Genomic DNA, 20,073 nt, shown 5'->3' on the forward strand with positions numbered 1-20,073 from the left:
GAGCCGCAACTATACATATCCGAAACCCCCCTTCACCCTCAGCAACCGATCAGAAAAGCTGGAAACGCAGACGCAACAAAAGCCCGCGTCCGCCACCGCGAACACCTTGAAACCCAGGGGGCGGCTTCCGTGCCTCTCCACATTGCTGTTACCCTTGCCGTCGCTTCAGATACGTGTGATTGGAAAGGGGTCGGGCATGCTGTTTGACCCCCAGAAAATGGGTGACTCAGCACACGATTTCGTCAAAGTGGTGCTTGGGATCGACCTGCCCCGGGCCAGTGCACCGGCCATGCGCGCCGTTTCGGAGGTCTACGACCTCCTCGACAAGCAACTGCACGAGCTTTCCGACGTCATGGACACGACGCGCAACAGCGTCCGGAGGAACTTCGGCGGAGCGGCCTCCGACTACTACAACCGCTCCCTAGCAGCCTTCACCAGCGGCGACAGGGACTACATCGGCAACGCGGCGAGCACGAGCCGTATGCTCTCGGCCGAGCTGCGCAAGGCGGCGGCGAACGTCGACTACATGGTGGCGATGGTCTGGGTCCAGGTGGCCCAGCTCATCGCCGAGATCACCTGGGCCATCGCGGCGGCCAAGTTCACCTTCGGCGCCTCTCTGAAGTGGATCCCCGTCTTCAAGGCGATCCGGAGCCTGGCCATCCAGCGGCTCATCGCCTGGTTCATCGTCACCGTTCCCAGCCACCAGGTCGTCAGCCAGGTCTTCGCGAGCTTCGGCGCACTGATCCAGCGCGTCCAGATCGCCAACGGTGACCGGGGCGGGGTCGACAAGCGCTTGGTGCACGACGCGCACGTGGGGGCCGTGATCGAAGGGCTCGTCTCAGCCGGCATCTCCGGGGGCGTCGGGGCGTTCATCAACAGCGGTTTCGCGAAAGCCTTCACCCGTGGCATCGACGACCTGCGCGGCCTGCCGGACCCCGTGCCCCCACCGCCGGTCAGGAACGGCGTGCCGGACCCCGCGCCCCCGCCGGACGCGCTCAACGACGACCTAGCGGACCTCTTCACCCGCCACCGGGACGAGATGCTGGTCCCGTTCCACCCCGGTTCCCCCACCGGGGCGCGCTCCTGGGACAACACGGTCGAACAGAACGTCTTCCGCGTGGAGATGGCGGATCTGTTCCAGCGCTCCTTCGCCGAACGCATGGGCGTCGACCAGGCGCGGCGGCTGGGCGACGACTACGCCGACACCCTGATCCGCTCGTGGGGTGGCGTCGACCTGAGCTCCCAGCTCTCCCGGACGATCGGCGACAGACTGCCCACGCCCCTGCGCGAGCACCTGTCCGACGTCCCGCAGAACCTCGCCGGGTCGCTGCACCGGAGTGCGCAGGGGTTCCTGCCCTACTTGCGGGGTCTGGGGCTGGGCGCGGGGACCGGGGCCGCGGAGGGCTTCCTCAGCGAGGGCCTGGGCAGTCTCGCCAGCGGCCAGGGGTTCGTCGTCACCCCCTGGTCCGCCACGTCCGGCGCGACCATGAACACGACCCACCAGCTGACCACCGACTCTGCTCTGGCGGGCATCGACGCGCTCAGCGGCCCAGGCGGTGTCCTCCTTCCCCCCGAGCTCCCCCCGCCTCCGGAGCCGGAGCTGCCCACCCGGACCGGGAAGGGCCAGGCCCACACGGCGTGGCCCCCCAGCGGCGACGGCGAAGGAGGGCCGACGCCCGCCAGCGGTCCCGACGCCCCCGATACCAGCCTCGTGCCGACCGTCACCGTCGATGGGCCCGCCCCCGCACAGGATGGCGGAGACCGCTCGCGCGGCGGCTGGAACGGGTTTCCGGCGAGCGGCGCGGACGCGCACCGCCCCGGCGGTTCCCCGGCAGCCGGAGAGCAGGTCGCCCCTGCGGTCCGAAGGCAGCGGGACCACATCCCGGACGGGGCGGGCCACACCGACGCGTACCGTCGCGCAGGCACCCCCGGCCCTTTCACCGGTGGCCATGACGCCGCAGGCGCCGGGACTTCACGTGACCGGACCCCGGCACCCCCGCACGAGGAGGGAACCAAGATCCCCCCGCCGCCCCCGGCCGCCGTGACGCCCCAGACCGGTGCCGACCGCGCCGCGCCGCCGCAGGGCGCGGCTCCCCCCGGCCGTCCGTCCGGCGAAGCGGCCCAGCCGTCCCGCCCGGGAGCGCAGGAGACGACGCGGTCCGTTCCGGAACCGGCTCCCGCCGGAAAGACCGGCCCCGAGCGGAACGTCTCCCCCTCCCCCGTCACCGCGGAGCCCCCCGCCCCGGCCGACATCCGGGAGACCGCGGCCCCGCCGACGGAGAGCGCGTCCATCCGTCCCCGGCCGACCCCCTCCGCAGCCGAACGGTCGGGGACGAACGCGCCCCCGTACTCGTTCGACGCCTCACTGAACCCCACCGGCGGCGCCCCGGGCCTCCGGGACGACGCCGACGACAACGCCTCCCTCGGCGACACGGACTCCGACACGTCGTCGCTGTTCGACGACGCCGCGTCCGACACGTCGAGCCTGGACACCGCGTGGCCGGACGCAGAGGACGCATCGCCCGGGGCCGACACCCCTCACCCCGTGGTGAAGGACGCGAAGGCCCCGGAGGGCCTGCCAGAAGCCCCGGGCCAAGCCTCCGGGCCCGGCCTCCTGGCCTTCCCTGTGACCGAGAGCGGTCCGGCGGGGCCCGCTCCCAACGTCTCCGTTCCCTCGGCGGGGCCGACCCCGGCAGCCGTGCGCACCGACCCGCAGGTGCCCCCGCCCGGGGCGACCGAGTCCTCGGCGGACCGCCGCGACGCCACTCGGAGGAACGGGGGCACCGACACGGGCGGGGAGTCCGGAACCGGGCGCGGGCAAGGCGGCGGTGCTCCTTCGGCCCGATCCGGCACCGGGCCCGCACCGTCCGAGGAGGGCGTGCCCGGGACCACGCCCCCGGAGGCGGACGGCGGCGAGTCGCCCCCCGCCGCCGACCCCGCGGACGCACGCGCCGAACACGCCGCTGACCTGGTCGCACAGGCCCGACGGCATCTGGGCGACGGGGACGTCGCGCGTGCCCGGGCGGTGAGCGCGGACATACAGAACCTGCTCTCCCCTCGCCCCGACGACGGCGCCCCGCAGAACCCCTCCGTGCGCAGGGCCCGCAGCCTGGCGCTCGGACTGGTCTTCACCCTGTCCGACCCGGCGAACCTGCGGACACCCGCCGACCCGGACGCCTTCCCGGCGGACAAGGCCGAGGACGCCGCCACACTCCTGCGGGGCGTCGAACGCAACCTCCGGGACCGCCACGACCCGGCGCGCGCCCGGCTCTGGCTCCCGGGCGGGCGGCTCACGACGGACTACGTCCGCTACGCGATGCGAGACCCCGCGGACCGGGGGCCCTCCCCCTACGGTGCACCGGACACGGTGACGACCGTCAACACGGCGCTGGTGGACGGTGGCGGAGACGCATCGGCTCCGCAAGGACGGTCCGGGGAGTCGTCGGCGCCGGACCGGACCGGGAACCCGGGAACGCGTGCGACGGAGGGGGACACCGGGGACCCGCCGGCCCCGCTCTCCCCCTCCGAGGCCGAAACCGTGGCGGATCGGGCCCACGGAACGGCCGAGAACGCCTTGGGGCTGGCACGCGCGGCGGCGGACCGGGTTTCCGCGGCGGCCAGGACGGCGACCGACGCCGCCACCGGAACCGCGGACGCCGTGACCGCCGCCGAACAGGCCGCCCGGGCACGCGAGGAGACCGGCCGCGCGGCCGGAGCGGCACGGGACGCGGCGCGCCTGGCAGCCGAGGCCGTCCGCGGTACGTCCGCCGATCTCGACCGTGCCGGGCAGGCGGTCCGGGAGACGGCTCCGGACACGGACGCCCACCGAGCCGCCGCCGACGCCGAGGCCGCCGTCCGCGCCCGCCACGAGGAGACGGTGCGGCTGCGGGACGGGGCGGAGCGCCACGCGCGGGACGCCGACGCCGCCCTACGCGACGCCGCCGCGACCGCGGACGGCGCCCTGACCGCCGTCTCCCTTCGCGTCGCCGGAGAAGCCGAGCGGACCGCGGGCGCGGCGGAGCGGGCCGCCGCCGGAGCCGCCACCGCCCTGCGTGTCACGCGCGAGGCCGCGGACCGGGCCGCGCGGGCGGCGCGGTCCGCGGACGACACCGCGGCCGCCGTCACCGCGGCGGAACAGGCCGTCCGGGAACGGGACACCGCCGCCGACGGGGCCGGATCGGTGCGGCTGGCCGCAGACCAGGCCGAGGGGTTCGCCGGTCGGACCGCCGCGTCGGTCGCGCTGGCGGAGAGGATCACCCGGGCGGCCGCCCCCGGCACGGACGCCCACCGCACCGCCGCTGGCCACGAGGCGAACGTCCGCTCCGGCCGCGACCGGGCGGACCGGCAGCGGAACCAGGCGCGGGCGCGCGCGGAGGAAGCCGCCACCGCACGCCACGACTCCACCACCGCGGCCGTCGAAGCCCTCATCGCGGCCGCGCACCGCGCGGCGTCCGACTCCGCCGGTACCCGGATGGCGGCCGACGACGCCTACCGGCGCTCCGGGATCGCGCGGAACCGGCTCGCGCGGGCGGAGGACGCCGTCCGCGCCGGGATCCTGGCCGACACCGCACGCCCCCGCCGGTCACAGGAGTCCCGGGACGCGGTCCGGCGCCTCACCGACGCCGTCGGTGAGGCGCGGGAGGCTGCGGACGCCGCGCGGCAGGCGCGTACCGGCGCGGAGGCCTCCGCAGACCCAGCACGCGTCGCCGGTACCACCGCCGCCCTGAGTGCCCTGGGCCGGGTGTCCGCCGCGCTGAACGCCGTCCCGGACAGCGCCCATCCGGCGGCCACGAGGGTCGAGTCGGACCTGAGGCGGACGGACGCGCTGGTGAACGGCGCCCGCGACCTGCTCGGACGCACCGCGCAAGACCTAGCCGACGCCCATCGGCACGCGCAGGACACCGCGCTCTCGGCCGACCGCGCCGAGGCGCTGCTCCCCAGCGACCTCACGTCGGCGTCCCGCCTGCGCGAGAAGACGGACGCACGGTACGACCTGGACTACCTCGTCACCTCGCGGCTGAGCGGCCCCGACCGCCTTTTCACCAGGGCGGTCCACCAAGCGGTCGCGGACATCGTCGGCCAGCGGATCACCGACCCGCCGCCCGGCCTCTCCCGGCTGGTCGACACGGCCCTGAACCGGGTGGCGCACGAACACGGGATGTCCGCCTTCTTCGCGCCCGGGGGCCGGGAGATCACCGTCACCGACCCCGGGACGGACGGCGCCGCCCCCAGGTCCTGGACCGTCCGGGTCTCGCTGGCGTCCGATGACCCCGCCGGGTACCGGCACCTGGACGTCGAGCACCGGGCGTCGGGAGCGCCCCTGGAGTCCCGGGCGGAGGAGCGCAGCCGCTCCGCCGCCACCGGGGGTTCCTCGTCCTACGACCCGCGCCGCATCCTCGCTGCGCGTTTCACGGGAAGCCCTCTGCTGCTCGGCGACGTCACCGGGTCCGCGGCGGGACCGTGGGTGACGGCCGGCGGCAGCTTCTCACGCGGGCAGCGCGCGGCGTCCCACGGCGGGACGACCACCGCCGCCTCCAAGATCGAGTACACGGCCTTCGCCAAGCCCGAGTTCTACGCCAACGACCTGCGGGTGTGGGCCGAGGTGACCGCGCGGCCGGAAGGGGGCGGGACGGCACCGGCCGCGGGCGGGACCAACGGGAGGGACACCGGGGAGGCCCCTGCGCCCGCCGTGGACCTCCCGGTCGGCTCCTCGGTGATCCGTGACGGCATGGTGTTCACCCTGGCCGGCGAGGTCCAGGGGCGGCCCGACGGGATGCCGGGGCACATCGACCTCACCCCGGGCGCCGGGGAGGAGGGCGGCCCCGGGCACCGGCCCCGCAACCTCGGCCCGACGGGCGGCCTGCCCATCGCCGTCCACAGCGTCACGCCGAACGCCTCGGCCGGGGAGGACCCGGCGCACACCGACCTGGGCTCCTGGATCGCCGACTACCTGGTTTCCGACGCCTATCGGCTGAACAGGGAGGCGACCAGCGCCAACACCGCGGCCCAGTGGATGAAGGACCTCACCGGGCCGGGCACCGGCCAGGACATCGCGCGCTGGCAGGACGAGATCCGGCACGTCCTCGACAACGACTCCTTCCAGGAGTACCTCCCCCACCTGGACCGGGGGCCGGTCACCGTGAGCGCCTCCCATCCCCGCCTGGGCGAGGTGATGTTGGAGTTCTCGGCGAGGCCGCGCGACTACCGGATCAAGGACCACAGCCCGCTGATCGACGACGCGACCTTCAAGGAGAGCATCGAGGACGGCACCAGCCTCACCCAGAGCCGCAACACGAGCTTCACCCTGACGGGGGGAACCGGTTTCGGCGTGATGGCCGAGCTCCCCTCCGGAGGGGCCCTGCGTGTCAACGCCCCCCATGTGGAGGCCACCTGGTGGCAGTCGCTCCACTCCGAGAGCCACAACGCCTCCGGCTCGGGCGAGCACCGGTCCCTCAGCCGCTACGTCTCCTCCACGGAGAAGTTCGCCGCCTACGAGGCCTCCCACGACCTGTCCGTTCACGTCCAGGGCGAGGCGGACCCCCACCACTTCACCGTCACCGGTGTGGAGTTGCTCCCCGGCGAGACCGCGGGCCGGCTGGACCGGGCGGCACGGGGCGGGGAGACCCCCGACGACGGGGGCGGGGACGAGCGGCGCCCGCCCTTCCCGCACCTGGACGTCGACAACCCCGTCCACTTCCGCGGGTCCCACTTCCTCGGCCTGGAGTGGGGCGGTCCCGCCCCCCGCGACGGGAGCGACGGCGAGCGGCCGGTCGTCCGGGGCAACGGCGCGACCGGGGACGACGGGGGCACCGGGGGGACCGGTGAGCCGACACCCCCGGTCACGTCGGACGGCCGGCACGGCGTCCTGGAGCGGTACCTGAACGACGTGCTGGCCGGTATCGCGCGGGAGCACCCGGGCCTGGTCATCCCCGAACTGGTCCGCGACAGGGACACCTACGCCCGCAGGCCCGGACGGGAGGGCGCCTCCTACTTCGAGCGTTCGTTCCGTGAGCGCTGGGGGTTCCGCCGCTCCTACGACACCGCCTACAAGAACACGATGCTGGTGCGTGACACCCTCCAGAGCACCCTGGGCAAGGACGACCTGGAAAGGCTCGCCCGCCCCGGGGAGGGCCTGCCCGTCCGGCTCCGGGAGTCGGCGACGGTGGACCCGACCCTGATGGCGAGGTTGAGAGAGTTCATCCGCCCGAACACGGTCACCGTCCGCCTGCACGCCGAGTTCGGCCGACTGTCCCACGACGGGACGAGCACGGCCGAGACGGGCCTTCGGGTGCGCGGCACCGCCTCGGCCTCCACCGAGTCCGCGACCGGGAGCGCGTTCACCCTCGCCGTCTCCGCGGGTTCGGGCATGGTGCGCTCGGCCGAGGGCGACGCCCGCGGGATCGCCCGGCTGCTCGGCGGGTTCATGGCCTCGGCGGGCTGGAACCGGGTCGACCACTTCGACGCGGCGTACGGCACGGGGCACAAGTCCGACGCCCGCCTGTTCTTCCCCGAGGGCTCGGACCGGTGGAGCGGCGAGGTGGTCCTCAGCGCCCGTCTGCACGACCACGACGCCGAGGAGCAGGCCGGCGGGACCAGCCAGGGTACGGACCTGCTGGACCGGCCCGTCAAGGCCGCCTACTCCGTGGTCACGCCCACCACCGTCGGCGACAACCTGGTCTCCGCGCGGCCGGCGCCCGGCCGGGACGGCCGGGCGCCGTCGGGGCTGACCCCCGAAGAGGCGCGGGAGATGCTCGACCCCCGCCCGGGGCGACGCGATTCTCCCGAGGAGGCCGTACCGGAGGCCGAGGGCGGGATTGGGGCAGCACCGCCCGAGGGGGCCACCCGGACCTCCGGGGCGGAGGGTGAGGCCCCTGCCGACCCGCCGACCGACAACACGCGTGTCCTGCTGGACCACGGTGCGGTCATCGAGCACGTCAACCCCCTGCTCCGGGAGGAGGACAACACGGGACCGGGCCGCAACCTCCTGCGCCGCACTCTCGACGTGTTCTCCCGTCCACGCCGGTTCTGGTCCGACGGGGGACGGATGAAGCTCTCCTCCTTCCTGGACGGCGTCGGCGGATCGACCCTTTTCTCCAACCTCATGTCCCCCACCGCGGTGGCCTCCGACCCGGCCTCCTTCTCGGAGTCAGGCCGCCGCAGGCGGATCGAGATGCGGGGCACCTGGTTGTCCCCCAACGACATGCGGGCCACCGGGGTCACCAGGGTCACGGTCGGCGAGATCACCGACCTGAGGCTGGCCAGGGCACAGGTCACCGTCCAGTCCGAGACGTCGTCGACGGCGTCCGCCGCCGTCACCAGGATCAGCGGCTTCTTCGCCCGGTTCACGGGCTTCGCCGGGGGGACCACCAACTCCATCGAGGAGGGCGGGGCCGAATCCGGCGTCGACCGGTCCACCGCCGACGGCGTCATCCCCATGGCGGGCCCCTCCCACAACCGGAGCTTCCTCCGCCGCGGCGAGACCACGGACTCCGGGGTCTCCTCCGCCTCGGGGCTCCTCCTGCTGCCCAAGGCGGCGGCCGTCTACGCCTTCACCGCCGCGGGCTCGATCGCGCAGGCGTGGGAGTTCAAGAAGCACCGCGGCCTCAACCTCCCCAACTGGTGGACCCACAGGTACGCCGGATGGAGGGCACGGGTCGACGACCTCGTCTCCGGCTACATCACCGCACGCGACGCCGAACAGGCCGGCATCATCACCGACGCCGTGGCCCACGGGGACGACGGTGCCCCCGAACCCTCGACCCAGACCAACCCCGCACCACCGCCCCACGCCCGCGTCCGCGCCGGATTCGACAGCGCGGGCAGGCAGAGCCTCCCCGTCGACCCCGCCCGCGCCGTGGACTCATTGGAGACGCGGCTGCGCACCCACGGGCTCACCTTCAGCCGCGGGGGCAAGGAGCGCCTGCTAGTGACCCTGTCCGAGCAGCTGGGGACCGCGACGGACGCACTCCCGCCGATCGCCGTCAACGTGGTGTCGACGGACCGCAACGCCCACTTCTCCAAGCCCGCACGGGTCCTGGTCGAGTTGGAAAGGACCAACCCCAGGGTCGACTACGTCACCTCGGCCGCCGCCACCGTCGAGAGCCACTCCTGGCAGGCCGAGCACTCGCACCAGGACTCCCGGCAGACCTCGAGAACCACGGGCCTGGACTTCCTCCCCTGGCAGTCCAGCGGCATGAACGGCGGCAGCGACCGGCCGCCGGGCAGCAGCCTCCTCTTCGCCTCGCCAGCCGCGGGGACCAGTGGAACCCGGAACGCGTCCGAGGGGCTGTCCTCGTCCTCGGAGACCACCCACACCATCGTGATGGAGTCCTCCGGCCCCTACCTGAAGATGACGGAGGACGCGTCCCTGACCCTGACCATCGAGGTCGACGGCGACGGACTCGTGCCCACCGCGGGAGTCCGGCGGGGAGAGAGGGCGCCGTACCTGGAGTACAAGCAACCGGTCGTGGAGACGGCGACGGTGGACGGCGGACGGGTACGCACCTTCCACCTGGGTTCGTCGCTGGACTTCACCCCGCCTGCTGCCCCCGCCGCACCGCTGGACACGGTGCCCGCGCCGCCCACCGCCGACCCCCGCGCGGGCGACACCCTCGCGGGCGCCGTCACCACCGCCACCGGGGAGCTCACCACGCCGCCGGACGCGCTGCGCGACGCCGTCATCATGCCCACCGCCGTCCACGGCCCCGACCTGCGCGACACCGCGCTGCGGACCGTCGCCGCGTCCCTAGGGTGGGAGCCCCCGGCCGCCCCCGACTTCGGAGCGGACCCGACGGCCGAGCAGCTGGACCGGCTCCGCGCCCACCACGCCCGCGCCACCGACGACGCCCGCCGCCACATCGCCGACCACCTCGAACTCGACCCCCGCTACACCCCCATCGACAACTCCCTCAATCCCGTGGCCCTCAAGGGCCTCCTCTCGCACAACCTCGGCCGCCCCTCCGGTACCGACATCCTGCGAATCGGACGCACTCAGTGGCGTGTCGCCGCCACCCCCGACTTCACCGGCGCCCGTATCGTCACCGCGCGCCCCGACGCCCGGCTCGTCCACAAGGAGGCCGAAGGGCGGAGCGTCTCCCACAGCCGCTCCCAGGGCGGAGGAACCACCGCCACCACGGCCTTCCGGCCCACCGGCCACCACACCGTCGACCCCGACGACAACGACCGCAACGCCCACCTCACCGGCTCCGGAGACGCCACGGTCCGCACCGTCACCGGCGACTCGCCCACCGGCGACGGCCTGGCCAGCGGAGAGCCCTCCGACATGGAGCGCCAGCGGCTCGGCACCGCCTACCTGGTGGAGTTCGACACCACCTGGACCACCGGCGCCCGAACCGACGAGAAGACGTTCTTCGGCGGCACCGCCCCCCGGCAGTTCACCTCCCACCACACCAACAGGACCAGCGCCTGGATCTCCCGGAGCGACGCCGTCGCCCTGGGCGTCCTCACCTCCGGACAGGCCGACGCCGCCGAAGCGCCCATCACCGCCGAGTACGACGCCGCCAAGGCCATGGCCGACGCCGAGGCCGCCTACACCGGGCAGCGCGCCGAACTCCCCGCGCTGGTCAAGGCCTACCTCGACGCGTACAAGGCCCACGCCGCGGACCCCACTCCCGCGAACCGCGCGGCCCTCGACGGCGCCCGCACCGCCTACGGAACCCAGGCCACCGCCTACCGGACCGCCCTGGGCGCCTACAACGACGCCGTCACCGCCTGGACCACCGCGACCAACGCCACCGCCGCCCACCTGGCAGGTATCACCCCGCCCGGCTCCCCGCCGGCGGCGCCCCGCCCCGACTCCAGCGCACCGCTGGGGAGCCAGCTCAGCCCGGTGTTCGGCCTCACGCCCCGGGAGACCCCGACCGCGCCCGACGGAGGGGGCACGACGACGCGACCGGGGGCGGGGCCCGCGGCGGACTCGCTCCTGGAAGCGTTCCACAGCGCCCTGAACACGCAGCCCCGCCCCTCCGGAGCCGACCGGTGACCGATGAGGAGTCCTCCGGTCCCGAGACGGGACCATCCGCGGCCGGTTCCGGACCGGTCGGCGCCCGTGCCGAACACGGACGACGAGACCGCCGTGTTCCTGATGGAGATGACGGACCGGGGACCGGCCGAGGAGAACGGACGCCTCCCCGGACCCGGGTAGACGTGCGGCCGGGAGGACGGGATGGCCGACACCCTGCGGCTGGAGGCGCTCCGGTCCTGTGCCGGAAGGGTCGACGACCCCGGGGGACGGGGGTGGACGCCGACGCCCCGAGTCCCGTGCGGCGGGCCTGGAGGAACTGCGCGCCCCGCACGTAGCCGAGAAATCCACCGAACCCGCCCGCATACGGTTCCTGTTGCGTTCCTGGCGTCGACTGACGCACCTGGCGTAGACAGTTCTCCGGGCTGCGTCTCGCCCCGTCCCCTGCCAGGACGAAGACGGGGACCCGCCACAGCGTCCCGGAACCGCTCTGGAGGGCGTCTGGCGCCGCCCTGAGCCGTGTGCGCGAGCGCCGGGCGAGACGTCCTCCGGGGATGCCCCGGAGAGGGCCCCGAAGGACGTTGCGCGGCACCCAACCGGACGGGCTCCATCCGGGAAACGCCTGTTACGCGGAACTCTTGGCGCGCAGACGTCGGGTTGCGGTGTTTCCCTGGTATGTCGGTCCAGGTGTCTCCCGGGATCGCTCGGAACCACCCCGAGGAGTCTCGATGCCCGCCCCGCCCGAGTCCGACACGCCCCGCCGCCCGGACCGGGCACGGGCCCGGGCAGACGTCGGGGCGGCGGGTGGAACGTCGTAGGGTCCCCAGGTGTGGCGGCCGAGCGCCCGGGGACTGCCCCGGCACCGCTCCGGCCGAACGGCGGATGGACGCGGCGGTCAGTTCCCGGACAGGGCGATCCTGACCAGCTCGTCGCGGGGCGGACCGTAGTCGCGGAAGATCCCGTCGAAGGCCGAGCAGGTCATGAAAGCCGGGGTCCGGATGCCCCGCATGGACATGCACAGGTGCTCACCGCGACCGATGACGGCGACGTCGTTCGTATGGGCCACCTTGGAGACCTCCTCGGCGATGTCGCGTACCAGGCGTTCCTGGACCTGGAGGCGGTGCGCGTGGCGATGGGCGATCCGGGCGAACTTGGACAGCCCCAGCACGCGTTCGTCCGGCCGGTACGCGATGGTGAGCACGCACGAGAAGGGCAGGAGGTGGTGTTCGCACAGCGACCACACGGTGACGTCGGAGACCATGACGATCTGTCCGTCGGTGTGCAGCGGGAAACTGGTCTCGACCCGGCCGGCCTGGTAGTCGCTGAACTCCCTCCACCATCGGGCGAAGCGCTGCGGGGTGTCCCGCAGCCCACTGCGGTCCGGGTCCTCACCGATCTCGATGAGGAGCTGCCGCGCCACGTCCTCCAACGGATCGCGCACGGCGGGGTCATGGGGTAGGTCTGCCAGCGTCATACACCTCTCCGATCGCCCCACAGCATGATGTGCAGCCTGGTGGTCAGATTCCAACCGCGGGCCATGACGGGATCCCGCAACCGGACGAGGGACCTGTCCAGTGCCTCCCGGGTCCGCCCTTCCGGCATCACCCAGACCGGCCCGATGCCGTACCGTTCGACGAGCGTCCCGACCTCGTCGAGGTCGGCCTCGGTACGGCAGACGAACTTGAAGGCGGTCCCCGGCAGCGCGGCGAGGGCCGCCAGGGCCGGGCCGACGATGCGCCTGTCCTCCGGGTCCCCCGAGTGGGCCAGTTTCGGTGACACGTTGAACCTGACCAGCTCCGCCAGACGGGGTTCGGGGATGATCGTTCCGTTGGTCTCCACCTCGATGTCGTGACCCGAGTCCCGCAGGTCCCGCACCAGCGGACGGAGCCTGGTCTGCTGGTTCAGCGGTTCACCGCCGGACACGACTATCAGGGGGACCTCGTAGGCGACCAGGCGGTCACGGACCTGCTGGTAGGGAACCGCTCTCAGCTCCTCCTTGGGGTCGTAGGCGACCTTGGTGTCGCCCAGACCGGTCCAGTCCCAGGTGTAGGGCGTGTCGCACCAACGGCAGGACAGGTTGCACCCGCCCAGCCGCACGAAGGCGCAACGGCGCCCGAGTGAAGGCCCTTCTCCCTGGATGGTTCAAGTAGGGCCGAATATCTCGTTCACTACAAGACTCGGCGTTCCCACGGCCTCACCTCCTTTCGCGTCGCATCCCGTGGCCTCGCTCGCGGCCCCCGCCCCGCCCGCAGCCCGCCCGTCGCGGGAGAGCGCGGGATGCGCGACGCACCCGTGGTCGTGCGAGCGGTGGGGCCGACGGGCGGGGCCGGGACGGTCTATGCGTCGGCCCGCCGAGGGAGCGGACCGTTCCGGGATGCCCGGGGTCGATGGGTCGACCCCCTTGTTCCCAGGTTCGCCGAGGCGGGCACGGAGCGCATCACGGTGGTCACCGAGAGATCCGGGATCAGGGTGCCGAGAAGCGCGTGACGCCGTCGAGGTACTCGGTGGGGTCGGGGAGTCCGGCCTCCTGGAAGGCCTCGCGGCGCTCGTAGCAGGTCCCGCACGTGCCGCAGTGGACGTCGCCCCCCTTGTAGCAGGACCAACTGCGTTCCAGGGGCGCTCCCAGGCGCACGCCGTGCCGTGCGATGTCGGCCTTGGACCACGCCATGAAGGGGGCCTCCACGCGCGGCGCGGCGAACCCCTCGTTGGCCACCCCCACCAGGTGGCGCAGCGCGTCGACGAAGGCGGGACGGCAGTCCGGGTACACGAAGTGGTCGCCGGAGTGCATGCCCAGGGCCACGGTGCCCGCCCGTCTGGCCACCGCCACCGAAGCCGCGAGGTTGGCCAGCACGGCGTTCCGGTTCGGGACGACGGTGTCGCGCATGGACTCCTCCGCGTAGTGCCCGTCGGGCACGTCCACCCGGGCGTCGGTGAGGGCCGAGCCCCTGAGCAGGGGCCCGAAGCCCGTGACTCCCAGAACGTGGTGCTCCGCGCCGTAGTGGCGGGCGACGGCCCGGGCGGCGTCGACCTCCTTCCCGTGCCGCTGCCCGTACTCCACTGTCACCGCGACCAGTCGGAACCGCAGCGCGGCGAAGTGGGCGAGCAGTGTCGTGGAGTCCATCCCGCCGGAGAACACCACGACCACGGTGAAGGGGTCCCCCTCGGTCTCGTCTCGCGGTGTGTCCTGTACTCGCATCGGCGTCTCCGTCCACACATGGGGCGATCCGGCAGTCAGCGCCCCGGTCGGGACGCCCGTCCTGCGGTTCCACTCTCGTGCGCGCACGTCGGCGTGGCATCACGGACGGCGACCGAAGTGTTCGCGCGTCCCACCGCAGTCCCGGGTCCGGCTCACTCCCCGCCGACCAGGATCTCCCACCTTCCGGGGCTGCCGAGGATCTTGCCGAACTCTCCCCTCCCGGAGATGCCCAGCTTGCGGTAGGCGCTCGACAGGTGCAGCTCCACCGTGCGACGGGTGATGTGCCGACGGCCCGCGATCGTCTTGTTGGCCTGCCCCAGCAGCGCGTCGATGAGGATCTGCCGTTCGCGCGGGGTCAGGGCGAGGATGCCCCGCACGGAGACGTCGCGTGAGGTGCACGCCTCCAGGGCCACCAACTGGAGCCGTACCCGGTCGGCGAGGTCGCGTGCGCCCTGTCCGGCGGCCAGGGCGGCCGAACGGCTCAGGGCCGCCGCGGCCTCCCCGTGGCGGCCCATCCGCGCCAGCACCGTGCCCAGCTCCGCCGTGGTCCGCGCGGTTTCGAGGTCGTGTCCGGTGCCCTTGAGCAGGTCCACCGCCGAGCTCAGCGCCTCCGCCGACGCGGGCTCCCGGGCGAGCGCGCCCCACACCCGCAGCGCGCGGGCCCGCTCCTGCGGCGAACCGGTCCCCTCCGCGAACTCCACCTGTCGACGGGCGTCGCGCACAGCCTCGTCACGGGCGCCCGCCTTGGCCAGGAGGAGGGCGCCCTCGCTCCGCCAGCAGAGCGTGCCCGGCCCCCGGACCCCCGCCGCGTCCCGGCGTCGGACGACCTCCAACAGGTCCTCGGCGCCCTGGGACAGGGCGCCCTCCCTGATCCTCAGCCGCGCTCGGGCGAGTGGCACGTCGGCGTCGTGCCACGCCGTCGGCGGGTGGCCGTCGTGGTGGTGTCGGCTCAACAGCGCCTCCGCCGCCTCCGGGTCGCCCAGGTCCAGGTGGACGTTGGCCAGGAGGCCGACGACGCGGGTCCGGAATCCGCTGTAGCCCCGACCACCGTGGGCGGGCAGTTCCGAGAGCTGTTGCGTGAGCGCGTGCCGGGCCGCGGACAGGTCGCCCGCGGCGTAGGACCCCGCCGCCTCGGTGAGCCGGACCGCCGTGCCCACCCAGCGGGGCAGCCGGTCCGGATCGGCGACCAGCGAGCGCCGACGCGTGGACGCCTCCGCCTGGTGCCCGCAGCCGACCAGCACCGACAGGGCGGCGGGCAGGGCGGGCGGTTGGAGCAGGAGCTCGTCGAGGCCGTGGTCCAGGGCCCGCCTCGCGTCGGCGAGCACGGACGACGGCGGCCCGCCCATGAGGTAGGAGGAGAAGGCGCTGACGGCCGTGACGGCGGGAGAGCGCGGCACGTCGGCGGGGCCGGGAGCCCCTTCGGTCGGCTGGGCGGCAGTCGGCTCCGGCGGCAGGGACCGGCCGTGAGCGAGGAAGGTCCGCGGCCAGGCCTCCCGCTCCGTTCCGGCGACGGCCTCCCCCACCGTCCGCAGGACGGCGGACGCGTCGTCGCCGCGTTCGCCCTCGCAGAGCGTCGCGCCGATCAGGCCGAGCAGGCGGCGACGGACCGCGTCGTCGGTGGTGCGGCCGAGTGCCTCCACCGTGGCGCTCAGGCCGCCCCGCCGGTCGAACGCGATCCGGGCGGCCGCCAGTTCGGGGGCGACACCGGGCCACGCGCCCGTTCCCCCGGCCTGGACGGCGTGCTCCAGGTAGCGCACGCGGTCCCGCGCGGTCGTGTCGGGGAGCCGCGCGGCCGTGATCAGGGCGGCGGACGACCACGGGGCGTCCAGGGGCACCGTCGACTCCGTGAGGTGGCGGGCCACCCGCCGCTCCGCGCCGGGTCTGCGGCGCAGGAAGTCGGCGGCGGCCAGGTGCGCCGCGTTGCGGCTCATCACGGTCATGGAGCCGAGCAGTGCGGTGTGGAGCAGCGGGTGGCGCAGCGTCACCGCGTGGTCGTCGGTGACCAGGCGCATCCGCGCCAGGAGGTCGAGCGCGGCCATCGTCTCCCCGAGCCCGGTTCCGCTCAGGTGCGCGACCAGAGCGGGGTCGGCCTCGCCGGAGGCCGTCGCGACCACGACCGCCTCGGCCACCGCCCGGGTCCGCGGGTGGAAGCGGTTCGCCCGGCCGATCATCGCGTCGGCCACGGAGGGGAGCGCGACGCTTCGCAGCTCGGCCGGTGAGCGCACCGGGGACTCGCGGGCCCGGATCCAGTCGCACAGGGCCCGCGTAAGGAACGGGTTGCCGACGGTGATCTCGTGGGAGGCCGTGACGAGGTCCGCGTCGAACCGGCGGCCCAGCCGCTCGCGCATCAGCGCGCCGGTCTCCCGCTCCGACAGCCCGCGCAGGGTGATGGTGCGGGCGCCGGAGAGCAGATCGGCGAGTTCGGTCGGCGCCGCGGCCGGTTCGCCGCTCCGGGTCGAGGCGACGAGCGTCACGGGAAGGTGGGCGACGTCGCGCAGGACGCCCCGCAACCGCACCAGTGACTCGGGCCCCGCCTGGTCGACGTCGTCCAGCGCGATCACCAGGGGGGCGTCCCGGGTCAGCGCCTCCACCAGCTCCCGGGGGCCGGTCGGCCCGCCTCCCGCTCCCCTGGCTCGGGGCGGAGCGGTGGTACCCCCCTCCTCGGCGGGGTGTCCGTCGGCGACCCGGCCGAGGGCGTCGGTGAGAGCGGTGACCAGGCGGTTCACGTGCCGGGAGCACGCGATGTGCACCGCGGGTCCGGTGCTGGACGGTGTGGGGCGGCACACCAGGGAGAGCAGGGTGGTCCGCCCCACACCGGGCTCTCCCGTCACCACGTGACAGGTGAGCCCCGTACGGCGGCTGTGTCGACGGGCCGAGAGCAGCCTCGTGAGCGGTTCGGTCCTGCCCACGATCCCGCTGCGCCGCGTCCGGGGCTCGGGCATCCTCATCCTCGTGTTCGGGGGGAACTGGCCTCGGAGACGGTCCGACCGCCCCGGACGGGTTCCCGTCGGCGGACGTGCCGCGACGGCCCGGTCACCGGGGTCAGGATTCCGGTCGGGCGACCAGAACCGCTGACTGGTCGCCGATCGCGTGGGGCCTGAGCGCGAAGTGGCCGGTCAGGGCGGACTCCAGCGCACTCCTGATCTCCTCGGCCCTGGGGTGCCGCTCGTACCAGAACCCGGTCAGGACGGCCGCCGCGGTCGCGGCCCGCTCCGCCGGTTCCTCCCCGTCGAACCGGATCGAGGACTCGGCGCGGTGCAGGGAGAAGTCGCCGAAGCCCCGGGCGGCGAGCGCACGGGCGGCCTGCGTCAGCAGGTAACCGTGGTGGTCGTAGGGCTCCTCGGCGATCGGCACGCAGACCTCGTTGACCAGCCTCATGAGCTCGTTGCCCGACCCCGCGGCGAACAGCACGATCTTGGACTCCGGGTCGCCCGGGTCGCAGACCCGGACCATCTCCGCGACGGCCCGCTCGATGTCCTCGACGTACTGGAGGACCCACGCGCTGTAGACGGCGTCGAACGAGTCGTCGGGGAAGGGGATGTCCTCTGCGGTCCCGGGGTGGACGTCCACCACACCGCGGGTGGCCTCGTCGCGGATCGCCTCCACCAGTTGGGGGTGGGGCTCGATGGCCGTGCAGGAGCCCGTCCTCGCCGCGACGGTGCGCGCCATCTCCCCGATCCCGCCGCCGACGTCGAGCACGCGGCGGTTGGCTGCCGTGAGGCTCCGGACGAGGGCGAGCTCCTCACCGCGCTCCAGCCGGGTCGCGAACTCCACCCACCCGTCGCCGGTCACGCTCCGCGGCCCCCGGTACCGCGTGGGCATGAGGTCCGCGGGCCCTAGGGCGTCGTGCTCCAGGAGTTGGTCCAGTGACAGCCGTGCAGGGTTCCCGGACCCCTCGGGCGGGTTGCCGGGTACCGGTGTTCGGGTGCGTGCTCGTGCCATGTCTGACTCACCTCTCGTGGTCGCGGGAAGGGGGCGGACGGGGTCCGCCGACGCCGGGGAGCCCCGGTGCGGGCCGTCCGGGGCCGGTGTCCGATGCGGGCTCCAGCCCGAAGGCGGGCTGGCGGCGGCCGTCCCGGCCCGGTGTGTCGGCCGCCGCGGTCGGTACGGGTGGGCTGGGCCGCGCCGTCCCGGGGTTGAGGGGGCGGGCGCGGGGATCGGTGGGCGTCGACTCTCCCGTCCGCCGGAGCCCGTGTTCGCCGTGCGCCTGTCCGGGCCGTGTCGGCTCTCGCCGGGTGGACGAAGTCGATCTCATGGACAACAGGATCTACCGCCTCCCGGAATTCACCCTCGAAAAGATCGTCCCAGGAGCATTGCAGAGAAATCGCCAAGACGCCACCAGAGTACATTCCCGCGGAAACAATCTCCACCCCTCCGGGAAGAATGAAAGGCACCCGGAGCAGGCCGACACGAAAACCTCTGACCATCATGGGAACAGGGCATAAAACAGTCTTTTGTGTGTCATTCAACGTCATCTGACATGACCTTGCGACACGCGCACACCGACACAACCGGTTTCTCACCGACGCGCACAGCTGCCCCCCACGGGAGCGCGGCCGGCCACCGCGACACGGCCCCGGCCCAGGCCGGTACGGCGTTCCCGCACGACCGGAAAAGGGGGTTCTGACCCGTGCGAAAATTCGGGAAGCAGCAGCTCCGGCCCTCTTCTCCACGCAGGGCGTGCGCCCCGCGGAGCCACCGTACCGCGGGTGGTCCGCGTCCCGGGCGCCTTCGGGGGGGCGAACGCCGACGCACGGCAGAGGCGTTCCTGACCTCGCGCTACACGCCCTTGGTGCCGCCGCGGAGCCGCGTGGCCCCCGTCACGCGAACTCGGACCTTTCACCCCGAATTTTCGTTCGCACGATTTTTCCGGACATGGTGATATTCGAAGAGGGCGGCCCGGACCCCGCCGGAAAAACGATCCCGAACGCCCCTCCTGCTGCGCCGGATAATCAACTATGGTTTTCCCGGGAGCGGCGAGGAGATGTCATCGTGTCAGTCGTCGGCGCGAAGGACGGAACCGGGACGGCACGAGCGCACGTGTCATGGAAATGGCCGTCCGCCGGCTTTCGGGCCACCGTCGATGCCGACCCCGCTCCGCCGTACCCGAGCCGCCCACCGTGCCGTCCGCCCCACCCGGCCGGAGCCGGACCCGCCGCCCGGACGGCCGCATGCGGTGCGGTCGGCGCCTCACCCGCCCGGCCCGGCGCCACGCCCTCCCGGACGCCGGGGCACCCGACCCGACCGCGTACGCGAAGGAGAGTCCCGATGACGCACCGCATCCGAGTCCGGCACAACTTCGAGACGGCCCACCGGCTCCCCCACCTGAGCGGGAAGTGCATGAACCTGCACGGCCACTCCTGGTGGGCCGAGGTCAGCGTGAGCGCCCCCGCCCTGGGCGGGGACGGCACCGTCGTGGAGTTCGGCGCCTTCAAGAAGGCGCTGCGCGCCTTCGTCGACACCCACCTCGACCACGGGGCCATGCTCGGCGCCGGGGACCCGCTGGCCGCGGTCCTGGCGGAGCACGGCAGCAAGGTCTACCGGTTCGGGGCGGCCTCGCCCGGCGGCACCGAGCGCTACGCCCGCGACCTGCCCTACCCGACGGTCGAGGCCGTCGCCGTGATGCTGGGCCGGGTCGCACAGGACCTGCTCGACGGCGGGGACCGGGCGGCGGGCGCGCGGGTGACCGGTGTCGAGGTCACCGAGACCCACGTCAACACGGCGGCGTACCACCCCGCGGCCTCCTCCCAGGCCGGTGAGCGCTCCTTCGAGCGCGTCCTGGCCGCCGACTGACCCGCGGCGCGGCGCCGGACGCCGTGGCCGGGAGGGGGCGGCCGTCCGCACGCAGGGCGTGAAACCGACGAGGGGCGCCGGGGAGCCGGTCCGCTGGGACCGG

At 73.8% G+C, this 20,073-nt stretch carries 7 protein-coding genes; 2 read left to right on the top strand and 5 right to left on the bottom strand.

Annotated elements, in window-relative coordinates:
* The first annotated feature begins 250 nt into the window (after window positions 1-250).
* Entirely contained in the window at window positions 251-11,002 is a 10,752-nt protein-coding gene (locus AC0VX6_RS15830; RefSeq protein WP_475464932.1) for a hypothetical protein, read from the top strand.
* 874 nt (window positions 11,003-11,876) lie between these two features.
* Here the strand turns inward: AC0VX6_RS15830 and folE are convergent.
* From folE to AC0VX6_RS15855, 5 genes are all read right to left on the bottom strand, one after another.
* A complete protein-coding gene (folE, locus tag AC0VX6_RS15835) occupies window positions 11,877-12,455 on the bottom strand; it encodes a GTP cyclohydrolase I (protein WP_274973466.1) in 579 nt (192 codons plus the stop codon).
* Window positions 12,452-13,120, bottom strand: a complete 669-nt coding sequence (locus tag AC0VX6_RS15840; protein WP_302475402.1) for a 7-carboxy-7-deazaguanine synthase QueE — start codon at window positions 13,118-13,120, stop codon at window positions 12,452-12,454. Before AC0VX6_RS15840 ends, folE begins: the two co-directional genes overlap by 4 nt.
* 325 nt (window positions 13,121-13,445) lie before the next feature.
* On the bottom strand, window positions 13,446-14,177 hold the full coding sequence (gene queC, locus AC0VX6_RS15845) for a 7-cyano-7-deazaguanine synthase QueC (RefSeq protein WP_274973468.1): 732 nt from the start codon (window positions 14,175-14,177) through the stop codon (window positions 13,446-13,448).
* A gap of 152 nt (window positions 14,178-14,329) precedes the next feature.
* A complete protein-coding gene (locus AC0VX6_RS15850) occupies window positions 14,330-17,119 on the bottom strand; it encodes an AAA family ATPase (RefSeq protein WP_475464935.1) in 2,790 nt (929 codons plus the stop codon).
* 100 nt (window positions 17,120-17,219) lie between these two features.
* Window positions 17,220-18,119 (bottom strand): class I SAM-dependent methyltransferase, encoded by a 900-nt coding sequence (locus AC0VX6_RS15855; protein ID WP_274973470.1) that lies wholly within the window; start codon window positions 18,117-18,119, stop codon window positions 17,220-17,222.
* A gap of 1,326 nt (window positions 18,120-19,445) precedes the next feature.
* On the opposite strand from AC0VX6_RS15855, the gene AC0VX6_RS15860 reads away from it, so the two are divergent.
* Entirely contained in the window at window positions 19,446-19,970 is a 525-nt protein-coding gene (locus AC0VX6_RS15860) for a 6-pyruvoyl trahydropterin synthase family protein (RefSeq protein WP_274973471.1), read from the top strand.
* Window positions 19,971-20,073 lie beyond the last annotated feature (103 nt).

The organism is Nocardiopsis sp. iso_25 (assembly GCF_056173305.1).